Genomic DNA, 12315 nt, shown 5'->3' with positions numbered 1-12315 from the left:
TGCCGCTCCTACTCGTCGGAGTCCTCGTTCAGATAGACGCGCGGAACCCTCGTTCCGATGCGGGTGACGATCTCGTATGCGATGGTGTCCGCCGCCTCGGCCCAGTCCTCGGCGGTCGGCTCGCCCCGGTCGCCCGGTCCGAACAGCAGCGCTTGTGCCCCTTCCGCGACCGAGCCGCCGTCCGGGCCGAGGTCGACCACGAACTGGTCCATCGCCACCCGGCCCGCCACCCGGTGCCACTCGCCGCCGACCAGCACCGGGCCGCGGCCCGAGGCATGGCGCGGAATGCCGTCCGCGTAACCGAGGGGAATCAGGCCGAGCGTCGTCTCGCATGTCGTGACGTAGTGATGCCCGTAGCTGACGCCGTGCCCCGCCGGGACCTGCTTGACCAGCGCCACGGACGCGGCGAGCGTCATCACGGGCCGCAGCCCGAAGTCCTCGGGCGTGCCCAGCTCGGGGCTGGGCGAGACGCCGTACATCGCGATGCCGGTTCGTACGAGATCGAAGTGCGCTTCCGGGACGGTCAGCGTCGCCGGGGAGTTGGCCATGTGCCGGACCTCGGGCTCGAGGCCCGCCTTCTCGGCGTACGCCACCACCTCCCGGAACACGTCCAGTTGCGCGGCGATCGACGGGTGTCCCGGCTCGTCGGCGCAGGCGAAGTGCGACCACAGACCGGTGACTTTGACGGTGCCCTCGGCCTCGGCGGCGAGCGCGGCCGCGACCAGCTCGGGCCAGTCGGCGGGCTGACAGCCGTTGCGCCCCAGGCCGGTGTCGGCCTTGAGCTGGATACGGGCCGTACGCCCGGCCTCCCGGGCCGCGGCGGTGACTTCGCGCAGCGCCCACAGGGCGCTCACCGACATGTCGAGATCGGCCTCGACGCCTTCGCGCCAGGGGTCGCCCGGCGTCCACAGCCAGCACATCACCCGCCCTTGGATGCCGGCGGCGCGCAGCGCGAGGGCCTCATGGGGCGTGGCGGTGCCGAGCCAGGTGGCGCCGGCCTCCAGCGCCGCCCTGGCGCAGGGCACCATGCCGTGTCCGTACGCGTCCGACTTCACCACGGCCATCAGGGCAGCGCGGGGCGCGCGGGCGCGCAGCGCGCGCACATTGGCGCGCAGGGCCGCGAGGTCGATCTCGGCGCGGGCTCGGAGGGGCAGTGTCGTGCTCATCGCGCCCAGTGTCTCAGAGCCGTACGACAACACTCGTACCACCAGGGGCGCAACAAGCGGCGGCTGCGTCACACAGGCGCGTCAGGCAGGCATGTCACACCGGCGCGCCACGCCCGCATCACGCCCCCATCACGCCCGCCCGTCAGTCGTGCACGTCGCGCCAGGCGGCCGGGAGTGCCGCCGCCACCTCGTACGCCGTGATCGGCGTGCCCCGGGACGCCGCATGGCGGGCAGCCAGCCCGTGCAGATACGCGGCGGCCGACCCCGCGTCCCGCGCGTCGAGCCCCGCGGCCATCAGCGAGCCGGCGAGGCCGGAGAGCACATCGCCACTGCCCGCCGTGGCCAGCCAAGGCGTGCCCATCGGATTGACCCGGACCGGGGACCGGCCGTCGTCCGGCGCGGCAACCAGTGTCGTCGAGCCCTTGAGCAGCACCGTCGCTCCATAGCGCGAGGCCAGCTCCCGTACGGAGGCCAGCCGCGCCGACTCCACCTCCTCGCGCGCCACGCCGAGCAGCGCGGCCGCCTCCCCGGCGTGCGGGGTCAGCAGCGTGGGCGCGCCGCGGTCCCGTACCGCCGCCGCGTCCAGCAGCCGCAGCCCGTCCGCGTCGACCAGCACGGGGACGTCGGAGTCCAGGACTTCGCCCACCACTTCGGCGTCGTCACCGATCCCCGGCCCGACGACCCACGCCTGGACCCGTCCCGCCTTCGCGGGCGGCCCCCTGTGCACCAGGGTCTCGGGGAAGCGGGCGATCACCGCGTCGGCCGCGGGCCCGACATACCGCACGGCCCCGGATCCGCCGCGCAGCGCACCCGCCACCGAGAGCACCGCCGCGCCCGGATAGCGCGCGGACCCGGCGACGACGCCGACGACACCCCGCCGGTACTTGTCGCTCTCCGCGGCCGGCGCCGGCAACAGCCATGCCACATCCTCGTGTTGGAGTGCCTCGAGATCGGGCACGGACGGCAGATGGTCCTCGAGCCCGATGCCGACGAGCCGTACCGTCCCTGCGTACTCCCGTGCCGGGTCGATGAGCAGCCCCGGTTTGTACGTACCGAAGGTCACCGTCGCATCCGCGTGCAGGGCTTCGCCCCGCACCTCACCGGTGTCCGCCTCGACGCCGCTCGGCAGGTCGACGGCGACCACGGCGGCGTTGGACCCGCGCGCGGCCCGCACCACCGGCACCGTGTCGGGACGCAGCCCGCCGCGCCCACCGATCCCGGTGACGCCGTCCATGACCAGGTCCGCGACGGCCAGTACCTCGAAGGGGTCGTCCGCGACCCGTCCGCCGGCGCCGAGGAGGGCCGCGAGGGCGCCCTCGTGTGCGCGGGCCCCCAGCAGCACCGCCGCGACCCCGGCCCCGCGGCGGGCCAGCCGGGCCCCCGCGTACAGCGCGTCGCCGCCGTTGTCCCCGCTCCCGACGAGCAGGACGACCCGCGCCCCGTACACCCGGCCCAGCAGAGCGGCGCAGGCGGCGGCCAGTCCGGCGGCCGCGCGCTGCATGAGCGCGCCTTCCGGCAGCCGCGCCATCAGCTCGGCCTCGGCGGCCCGTACGGTCTCCACGCTGTAAGCGGTACGCATACGGTCAACCCTCCGCGATCACCACGGCCGACGCCACCCCCGCGTCATGGCTCAGCGAGACATGCCACGACCGCACACCGAGTTCCGCCGCCCGTGCCGCGACCGTCCCGCGCACCCGAAGCCGCGGCTGTCCGCTGTCCTCGACGTACACCTCGGCGTCCGTCCAGTGCAGCCCGCCGGGCGCGCCGAGCGCCTTGGCGACCGCCTCCTTGGCGGCGAACCGTGCCGCCAAGGAGGCGTAGCCGCGCTGCTCACCGCTCGGCAGCAACAACTCCTCCTCCAGGAACACTCGTCCGGCCATCCCCGGTGTACGCCGCATCGACGCGGCGAAGCGGTCGATCTCGGCAACGTCGATCCCCACCCCGATGATCACTCCACTGTCACCGACTTCGCGAGATTCCTCGGCTGGTCGACCTCGTTGCCGCGCGCCGTCGCCAGTTCGCACGCGAAGACCTGCAGCGGCACGGTCGCGACCAGCGGCTGCAGCAGTGTCGGTGTCGCCGGGATCCGGATGAGATGGTCCGCGTACGGCACGACCGTCTCGTCCCCCTCCTCCGCGATCACGATCGTCCGCGCTCCGCGCGCCCGGATCTCCTGGATATTCGAGACGATCTTGTCGTGCAGTACGGAGCGCCCGCGCGGCGACGGCACGACGACCACCACCGGCAGATCCTCCTCGATCAGCGCGATCGGCCCGTGCTTGAGCTCACCCGCCGCGAACCCCTCCGCGTGCATGTACGCCAGCTCCTTGAGCTTCAGCGCGCCCTCCAGCGCCACCGGATAGCCCACATGCCGGCCCAGGAACAGCACGGTGTTCTTGTCCGCGAGCGAACGCGCCAGCGCCCGCACCGGTTCCATGGTCTCCAGGACCCGCTCGACCTCGCCGGAGATCTGGGCCAAGTCCCGGACGACGGCCCGGATTTCGTCACCCCACTTGGTGCCGCGCACCTGCCCCAGATACAGCGCCACCAGATAGCAGGCCACCAGCTGCGTCAGAAACGCCTTGGTCGACGCGACGGCGACCTCGGGCCCCGCGTGCGTGTACAGCACGGCGTCCGACTCCCGAGGGATCGTCGAGCCGTTCGTATTGCAGATGGCCAGCACCTTCGCGCCCTGCTCGCGCGCGTGCCGCAGCGCCATCAGGGTGTCCATGGTCTCGCCGGACTGCGAGATCGCGATCACCAGCGTCCGCTGGTCCAGGATGGGGTCCCGGTATCGGAACTCGCTCGCCAGCTCGACCTCGCACGGGATGCGCGTCCAGTGCTCGATGGCGTACTTGGCGATCATCCCGGCGTGGAAGGCGGTGCCGCAGGCGACGATGACGACCTTGTCGGCCTCCCGCAGTACGGACACCGGAATCCGCACCTCGTCGAGGCTGAGCGAGCCCTCCGCGTCGATCCGGCCCAGCAGGGTGTCGGCGACCGCCTTCGGCTGCTCGGCGATCTCCTTGAGCATGAAGTAGTCGTATCCCCCCTTCTCCGCTGCCGAGACGTCCCAGTCCACGTGGTACGACCGCACCTGAGCGGGCGCCCCGTCGAAGTCCGTCACCGTCACGCCGTCCCGGCGCAGCTCCACCACCTGGTCCTGGCCCAGCTCGATGGCGGACCGCGTATGCGCGATGAAGGCGGCCACATCGGAGGCGAGGAAGGACTCGCCCTCGCCGACGCCCACCACCAGCGGGGAGTTGCGCCGGGCGCCCACCACCACGTCCGGTTCGTCCGCGTGCACCGCGACCAGCGTGAAGGCGCCCTCCAGCTGTCGGCACACCTGGCGCATGGACTCCGCCAGGTCCCCGCACGACGAGAACGACTCGGCGAGCAGGTGCGCCACGATTTCGGTGTCGGTCTCCGACGTCAGCTCGTGGCCGCGCGTCTCCAACTCGGCCCGCAGAGCGGCGAAGTTCTCGATGATGCCGTTGTGCACAACGGCGACGCGCCCCGCATTGTCCAGATGGGGATGGGCGTTGGTGTCGGTCGGGCCGCCGTGCGTGGCCCACCGGGTGTGCCCGATGCCGGTGAACCCGCTCGGAAGCGGCCGGTCCACCAGCTCCTTCTCCAGATTGACGAGCTTGCCCGCCTTCTTCGCCGCGGCGAGACCGCCGTCGGCGAGTACCGCCACACCGGCCGAGTCGTAGCCCCGGTACTCGAGCCGCTTGAGGCCCGCGATGACCACATCAAGCGCCGACTGTCCGCCGACGTACCCCACGATTCCGCACATGTCGGCAGCCTACGGCGGCACACCCGGATTCCGGGACATGGCGTCAGCCGGAGCGGCCCCCGCGCACGCGCGGGGGCCGCTCTCCTGCCGAGTGGGCGTCGCCGGGTCTAGTTGGAGAAGTAGATGTACTTCCAGGCCCCGTGGGTCGTGTAGTTCGCGCTGTCGCCGGAGGAGCCGTCGATGTACGACGAGCGCATCCGGGCGCGGATGCCGGACTCGCCCGGTGCCTCGAGGCTGACGGCGGACTTCCCGTTGGTGCCCAGGGCGAAGTACTGGGAGCCCGCGCCCTGCCACTTGCCCTGGTAGTACACCTGGAGCTGGAACAGCTGCTTGCGACCCTTGTAGTAGCTCATCGTCGTGGTGAAGACCGGTGCGGTCTTCTTGTGGAAGTAGTAGTAGGTCGTGGAGCCGATCCTGCCGGTCTTGTAGTGCTTGGAGACGGAGGTGGAGACGTTCACCCTGGCGTACGCGGTCGACTTCACTGTCTTCGGCGCGTAGCGGGCGTCGCCCGCGAAGAAGGCGGTGACGGTGGTGTCGCGGGTCATGTCCACGGTGACCGACAGGTTGCCGCCGGAGTTGACCGTGCCCTTCTTGATGAGCCTCTTCGGTGTGTCGCCGTAGGGGTCGGACCAGATCTCGACGACACGGTTCTTGTACGTGGTGCCGAGGCGGGCGGTGCGCGATGTCCTTGATCCCACGCCCCCGATCCCACGTGACCGACTCCACCCCCCACTGGTCCTCCCGAGCCACGACAATGTTCAGGTGATCTCTTCGCCGCCACGAAGCGCCCACCGCCGGGCCGAACCAGCGTCGACGCCCTACGTCGACCTCACCCGCGCCGAGTGGAGCGCCCTGCGCGACAGAACCCCGCTCCCCCTCACCGCCGAGGAGGTCGAAAGGCTGCGCGGACTGGGCGATGTCATCGACCTGGAGGAGGTACGGGACGTCTACCTCCCGCTCTCCCGTCTGCTCAACCTGTACGTACAGGCCACGGCCGGTCTCCGCGGCGCGCTCAACACCTTCCTCGGTGACGCCGGCAACGGCCACGGCGAGCAGCACGGCACGCCCTTCGTCATAGGAGTCGCGGGCTCCGTCGCGGTCGGCAAGTCCACCGTCGCCCGTGTCCTCCAGGCGATGCTGGCCCGCTGGCCGGAGCATCCGCGGGTCGAGCTGGTCACCACCGACGGCTTCCTCTACCCCATGGAGGAGCTCAAGCGGCGCGGCCTGATGTCGCGGAAAGGTTTCCCCGAGTCGTACGACCGCCGGGCCCTGACCCGTTTCGTCGCCGACATCAAGGCCGGCAAGGAAGAGGTCACCGCGCCGGTCTACTCCCACCTGATCTACGACATCGTGCCGGACGAGCGCCTCACCGTCCGCCGCCCCGACATCCTGATCGTCGAGGGCCTCAACGTCCTCCAGCCGGCCCTGCCCGGCCAGGACGGCCGCACCCGGGTCGGCCTCGCCGACTACTTCGACTTCAGCGTGTACGTCGACGCGCGCCCCGAGGACATCGAGACCTGGTACCTCAACCGCTTCCGCAAGCTGCGCGAGACGGCGTTCCAGAACCCCTTCTCGTACTTCAGGAAGTACACCCAGGTCTCCGAGGACGAGGCCCTGGACTACGCCCGTACGATGTGGCGCACCATCAACAAGCCCAACCTGCTGGAGAACGTGGCACCGACGCGCGGCCGCGCCACGCTGGTGCTGCGCAAGGGCCCCGACCACAAGGTCCAGCGCCTGTCCCTCCGCAAACTCTGAGGACTCCGAGGAGCCCAGCGCGTGCTGCATCTGCGCCTGATCACCCCCGCCGACCGGTCCGCCGAAGTCGTCCGGCTCATCGAGCGGACGGTCGGCACGACGCACCTCGCGGTCGTCCCCGGCGCCGCCCGCAATCCCCAGGGGGACCTGGTGCTGTGCGACGTGGCCCGGGAGGCGGGCGACGAACTGATCAACGGACTGCGGGCGCTCGGCATCGACGAGTCCGGCTCGATCGCCGTCGAGAACATCGACCTGTCACTGTCCAGGCGGGCGGACAAGGCCGAGGAAGAGGCTCCGGGCGAGGGTGCGGACGCGGTGCTGTGGGAGCACCTGACGGACGCGACGCACGAGGAGTCGACGCTCAGCGTCACGTACATCACGTTCCTGGCGCTGGCGACGATGATCGCGGCGTGCGGTGTGGTGCTGGACAACGCGATCCTGATCGTGGGCGCGATGGCGGTGGGCCCGGAGTTCGGCCCGCTGGCCGGCTTCTGCACGGCACTGGTCCAGCGCGCCCCGCGGCTGGCGTGGCGCTCCCTCCTGGCACTGATCGCGGGCTTCGCCGTGGCGATGCTGGTGACGGTGGCCTTCAGCTACTTCATGGACTGGGTGAACCTCTTCGAGGCGGCGAAGCTGCAGGCGGAACGACCCAACACGAACTTCATCTACCGCCCGGACTGGTTCTCGTTCGTCGTCGCGGTGCTGGCAGGCGCGGCGGGCATGCTGTCGCTGACGTCCGCGAAGTCGGGCGCGCTGGTGGGCGTGGCGATCTCGGTCACGACGGTCCCGGCGGCGGCGAACGCGGCGGTGGCGTTCAGCTACCAGGATTACCGGCAGGCGTGGGGCTCCGCGGAGCAACTGCTGCTGAATCTGCTGGGCATCGTGCTGGCGGGGACGTTGACGCTGCTGCTCCAGAAGTACCTGTGGGCGAAGCAGCGGCAGCGGGCGGCGGCAAAGTCCCTGTTCTAGAAACGCGATACGCCGCGCGGCCCCGTGGGGACCGAGCGGCGTATCGACGATTTCTGAGGTCGGCGGCTTCTCAGGCCGACGACTTCCGAGGTCAGCCCAGCGCGGACTTGACGACGTCGGCGAGGCGGCCGGCCACCGACCGGGCCTGCTCGATGTCGGCGGCCTCGACCATCACCCGTACCAGCGGCTCCGTGCCCGACGGGCGCAGCAGTACGCGACCGGTGGCACCCAGCTCGTGCTCCGCCTCGGCGACGGCGGTCGCCAGCTCCGCGGAGGTCTTCACCCGCGACTTGTCGACGTCCGGCACATTGATGAGCACCTGCGGCAGCCGCTGCATGACCGATGCCAGTTCGGCCAGCGAACGGCCTGTCGCGACGACGCGGGCCGCCAGCATCAGGCCCGTGAGCGTGCCGTCACCGGTCGTCGCGTGGTCGAGCACGATCACGTGACCGGACTGCTCGCCGCCCAGCGCGTACCCCTCGGCCTTCATCGACTCCAGGACGTACCGGTCGCCGACCGCGGTCTGCACGAGCTGCACACCCTCGCGCTCCATCGCCAGCTTGAAGCCGAGGTTGGACATGACGGTGGCGACGACGGTGTCCCCGCGCAGCGTTCCGGCCTCGCGCATGGCGAGCGCCAGCACAGCGAGGATCTGGTCGCCGTCGATCTCCTGGCCGGCGCCGTCCACGGCGAGGCAGCGGTCCGCGTCTCCGTCGTGCGCGATGCCGAAGGCCGCGCCGTGCTCGATGACGGCCGCCTTCAGCAGCCCCAGGTGCGTGGATCCGCACCCGTCGTTGATGTTGAGCCCGTCCGGCTCGGCGCCGATCGTGATGACCTCGGCCCCGGCCCGCGTGAACGCCTCGGGCGAGACACGGGAGGCCGCGCCGTGCGCCTCGTCGAGGACGACTTTCAGCCCGTCGAGCCGGTTCGGCAGTACGGCGATCAGATGCGCGATGTACTTGTCGAAGCCCTCGTCGTAGTCGGTCACCCGGCCGACACCGGCGCCGGTCGGCCGCTCCCACGGCGCGCCGGTCCGGTGCTGCTCGTACACGGTCTCGATACGGTCCTCGAGCTCGTCGGCCAGCTTGTGCCCGCCGCGGGCGAAGAACTTGACGCCGTTGTCCGGCATGGCGTTGTGGCTCGCGGAGAGCATCACACCGAGGTCGGCACCCAGCACACCGGTGAGGTACGCCACGGCAGGGGTCGGCAGCACACCGACGCGCAGGACGTCCACGCCCGCGCTCGCGAGACCCGCCACGACGGCGGCCTCCAGGAACTCGCCCGAAGCACGGGGGTCACGCCCGACCACCGCTGTCGGCCGATGGCCTGCGAATGTGCCCGCCTCGGCAAGCACATGCGCCGCAGCGACCGACAGGCCGAGCGCGAGCTCAGCCGTCAGATCCGCGTTGGCGACACCGCGCACACCGTCCGTGCCGAAGAGTCGTCCCACAGCTGTCCTCCGAAATGCTCCGAAAATGCAAGCCTCTGAGCGCCATAGCCCGTTATACGCCCGAGGTGATCCATGAACGAACGCCGCCCCGGCAGCACTGAGTGCCGCCGGGGCGAACGAAAAGCCGTACAGGCCAGCGTGCGATTTAGCGCTTGCTGTACTGCGGGGCCTTGCGGGCCTTCTTGAGACCGGCCTTCTTGCGCTCGACCGCACGGTCGTCGCGGCTCAGGAAGCCGGCCTTCTTCAGCGGGGCGCGGTTGTTGTCCACGTCCGCCTCGTTCAGGGCACGGGCCACACCGAGGCGCAGGGCGCCGGCCTGACCGGAGACGCCGCCACCCGAAATACGGGCGATGACGTCGTAGCGGTTGTCGAGCTCGAGCACCTTGAAGGGCTCGTTGACTTCCTGCTGGTGCACCTTGTTGGGGAAGTACTCCTCAAGGGTGCGACCGTTGATCTTCCACTTGCCGGTGCCCGGAACGATCCGGACGCGGGCAATGGCGTTCTTGCGACGGCCCAGGCCGGCGGCCGGCTGGGGGTCGCCGAAGCGGGACGCCAGCGACTCGCTGGTGTACTCGCCCTCGACGGGAACCTCCGACTCGAAGGTGGTCACCTCGGCGAAGGTCTCTTCGGCCTCGGTGCCCTCGACGGGGGTCTCTGCAGTGGTCTCGGCCACGATTCTCCTCAGATCTTTCTGTACGTCTTAGGGGGTGGCCGGAACTACTGCGCGACCTGGGTGATCTCGAACGGGACCGGCTGCTGAGCAGCGTGCGGGTGCTGGTCGCCCGCGTAGATCTTCAGCTTCGAGAGCATCTGACGACCCAGGGTGTTCTTGGGGATCATGCCCTTGATGGCCTTCTCCACAGCCTTCTCCGGGCTCTTGGCAAGCAGCTCGTCGTAGCGGACGGAGCGCAGACCACCCGGGTACCCGGAGTGGCGGTACGCCATCTTCTGGGTCTTCTTGTTGCCGGAGAGGTGAACCTTCTCGGCGTTGATGATGATGACGAAGTCGCCCATGTCCATGTGGGGGGCGTAAGTCGGCTTGTGCTTGCCCCGGAGGAGGTTCGCTGCCGTAGTCGCCAGACGGCCCAGGACAATGTCCTGCGCGTCGATGATGTGCCACTGGCGCGTGACATCGCCGGGCTTGGGGCTGTACGTACGCACGGTCGTAGCCTTCGCTTCTTCAGTGAGTGGGTCCTGACAGGGCCACCCGGACGATCACGACAGCCATGGCGACACCTCGGGGACGCAACCCGTGTGCCTGCCGCTGGTCATCGGCCCGGCGGACCGGCGTAAGGGCCTCTCACGTGAGAATGAACAAGCCAATACGCATAACGAACCAGAAGAATACCCGCGGTCCCCCGCCCGGGTCAAAATGGCCCTGCGACCGGGGCCGCAGCCCTCATGCTACGCCCGGGTAGGTGCGCATGGCCCGCTGTACGCCCGGTCGGCGCGACGCGCCCGGACCGCGCCCCGGCCCGACCACGCCCCGGCCCCACCGCGCCCCAGCCCCACCGCTCCCCCGACCTCACCACCTCACCGCACCCGCTCCACCCTCCGCTCGTCCCATACCGGCTCCGCCGTCTCACGCACCACCCCGTCCGACCCGAACACCAGATACCGGTCGAACGACTTCGCGAACCACCTGTCGTGCGTGACGGCCAGCACCGTCCCCTCGTACGCCTCCAGCCCCTCCTGCAGCGCCTCCGCCGACTCCAGGTCCAGGTTGTCCGTCGGCTCGTCCAGCAGCAGCGCCGTCGTGCCGGTCAGCTCCAGCAGCAGGATCTGGAAGCGCGCCTGCTGTCCGCCCGACAGCTTTTCGAAGGGCTGGTCCCCCTGCCGCTCCAGCTCGTACCGCCGCAGGACCGACATCGCCCCGCCCCGGTCCTTCGCATGCTCGGTCCACAGAATGTCGACCAGCGTCCGCCCCAGCAGCTCCGGATGCGCATGCGTCTGCGCGAAGTGCCCGGGCACCACCCGCGCGCCCAGCTTCCACGCCCCCGTGTGCGCCACCGACCCGTCCCCCGCCAGCAGCCGCAGGAAGTGCGACTTGCCCGAGCCGTTCGAGCCGAGCACCGCCACCCGCTCCCCGTAGAAGACCTCCAGGTCGAACGGCTTCATCAGCCCGGAAAGCTCGAGCCCGGCACAGGTCAGCGCCCGCACCCCGGTCCGCCCGCCCCGCAGCCGCATCCGGATCTCCTGCTCGCGCGGCGGCTCCGGCGGCGGTCCCGCGTCCTCGAACTTCTTGAAGCGGGTCTGCATCGCCCGGTAGCGCGACGCCATGTCGGGGCTGATCGCCGCCTGGTTCCGCAGCCTCAGCACCAGTGCCTTCAGCCGCGCATGCTCCTCGTCCCAGCGCCGCTTCAGCTCCTCGAAGCGCGCGAACCGCTCCTTGCGGGCCTCGTGGTACGTGCCGAAGCCGCCACCGTGCACCCACACGTCCGACCCCGCCGGACTCGGCTCCACACTCACGATCCGCTCCGCCGCCCGGGACAGCAGCTCCCGGTCGTGCGAGACGAAGAGGACCGTCTTACGGGTCTCCTTCAGCCGCTCCTCCAGCCACCGCTTCCCGGGGACGTCCAGATAGTTGTCCGGCTCGTCGAGCAGCAGCACCTCGTCAGGACCCCGCAGCAGCGCCTCGAGCACGAGCCGCTTCTGCTCGCCCCCGCTCAGCGTCTTCAGCTCGCGAAACTGCGCCTTCTCGTACGGGACCCCCAGCGCCGCCATCGTGCACATGTCCCAGACGGTCTCGGCCTCGTACCCCCGCGCCTCCGCCCAGTCGCTCAGCGCCTGCGCATACTTCATCTGCGCGGCCTCGTCGTCGACCGTCATGATCAGATGCTCCGCGGCATCCACCTCGGAAGCCGCTTCCCTGATCCGCGGCTGGGCCACCGACACCAGCAGATCCCGTACGGTCCGCTCGTCCCGCACCGATCCGACGAACTGCGGCATCACTCCGAGCCCGCCGCTGACCGACACCGTCCCGCCGTGCGGCTGCAGCTCCCCCGCCATCAGGCGCAGCAGTGTCGTCTTGCCGGCGCCATTGGCACCCACGAGGGCCACCACCGCGCCCTCTCCCACCCGGAACGAGGCGTCGCCGAGGAGCACCCGTCCGTCCGGTAGGTAGTACTCCAGATGCGCGGCCTCAAGATGTCCCATGCTCCGATTCTCGCCGCCGC

11 protein-coding genes are annotated in these 12315 nt (G+C 70.4%); 2 read left to right on the top strand and 9 right to left on the bottom strand.

From position 1 onward, the window contains the following. Window positions 1–8: 8 nt before the first annotated feature. The 5 genes from alr to AB0D12_RS08630 form a co-directional block, all read right to left on the bottom strand. Window positions 9–1166, bottom strand: a complete 1158-nt coding sequence (gene alr, locus AB0D12_RS08650; RefSeq protein ID WP_362678364.1) for an alanine racemase — start codon at window positions 1164–1166, stop codon at window positions 9–11. Window positions 1167–1308: 142 nt separating this feature from the next. Continuing rightward, window positions 1309–2745 (bottom strand): NAD(P)H-hydrate dehydratase, encoded by a 1437-nt coding sequence (locus tag AB0D12_RS08645; protein WP_362678362.1) that lies wholly within the window; start codon window positions 2743–2745, stop codon window positions 1309–1311. 4 nt (window positions 2746–2749) lie between these two features. Then, window positions 2750–3118: a holo-ACP synthase gene (locus tag AB0D12_RS08640; RefSeq protein WP_362678360.1), complete on the bottom strand. Its 369-nt coding sequence runs from the start codon at window positions 3116–3118 to the stop codon at window positions 2750–2752. After that, a complete protein-coding gene (gene glmS / locus AB0D12_RS08635) occupies window positions 3115–4962 on the bottom strand; it encodes a glutamine--fructose-6-phosphate transaminase (isomerizing) (RefSeq protein ID WP_362678358.1) in 1848 nt (615 codons plus the stop codon). Before glmS ends, AB0D12_RS08640 begins: the two co-directional genes overlap by 4 nt. Window positions 4963–5069: 107 nt before the next feature. Continuing rightward, a complete protein-coding gene (locus tag AB0D12_RS08630) occupies window positions 5070–5660 on the bottom strand; it encodes a hypothetical protein (RefSeq protein WP_362678356.1) in 591 nt (196 codons plus the stop codon). Window positions 5661–5724: 64 nt separating this feature from the next. Between AB0D12_RS08630 and coaA the strand changes: the two genes are divergently transcribed. Then, window positions 5725–6720 carry a type I pantothenate kinase gene (coaA, locus tag AB0D12_RS08625; protein ID WP_362678354.1) on the top strand — a complete coding sequence of 332 codons (996 nt, stop codon included), beginning with the start codon at window positions 5725–5727 and terminating at the stop codon, window positions 6718–6720. A gap of 21 nt (window positions 6721–6741) precedes the next feature. Then, complete coding sequence (locus tag AB0D12_RS08620) at window positions 6742–7689, top strand: DUF389 domain-containing protein (protein ID WP_362678352.1); 948 nt, start codon at window positions 6742–6744, stop codon at window positions 7687–7689. A 91-nt stretch (window positions 7690–7780) separates the two neighbouring features. On the opposite strand, the gene glmM is transcribed toward AB0D12_RS08620, so the two are convergent. The 4 genes from glmM to AB0D12_RS08600 all read right to left on the bottom strand — a co-directional run bounded on the left by glmM (window position 7781) and on the right by AB0D12_RS08600 (window position 12295). Continuing rightward, window positions 7781–9139, bottom strand: a complete 1359-nt coding sequence (glmM, locus tag AB0D12_RS08615; RefSeq protein WP_362678350.1) for a phosphoglucosamine mutase — start codon at window positions 9137–9139, stop codon at window positions 7781–7783. Between the two features lie 145 nt (window positions 9140–9284). Then, window positions 9285–9812, bottom strand: coding sequence for a 30S ribosomal protein S9 (gene rpsI, locus AB0D12_RS08610; protein WP_362678348.1), 528 nt, complete (start codon window positions 9810–9812; stop codon window positions 9285–9287). A 44-nt stretch (window positions 9813–9856) separates the two neighbouring features. Beyond that, window positions 9857–10300, bottom strand: a complete 444-nt coding sequence (gene rplM / locus AB0D12_RS08605; RefSeq protein ID WP_005313471.1) for a 50S ribosomal protein L13 — start codon at window positions 10298–10300, stop codon at window positions 9857–9859. A gap of 372 nt (window positions 10301–10672) precedes the next feature. Continuing rightward, window positions 10673–12295, bottom strand: coding sequence for an ATP-binding cassette domain-containing protein (locus tag AB0D12_RS08600; RefSeq protein ID WP_362678346.1), 1623 nt, complete (start codon window positions 12293–12295; stop codon window positions 10673–10675). Window positions 12296–12315: the final 20 nt, after the last annotated feature.

The organism is Streptomyces sp. NPDC048479 (genome assembly GCF_040651435.1).
In the GTDB taxonomy this organism is placed as follows: Bacteria; Actinomycetota; Actinomycetes; order Streptomycetales; family Streptomycetaceae; genus Streptomyces.
This window is presented reverse-complemented; position numbering and strand designations above follow the sequence as displayed.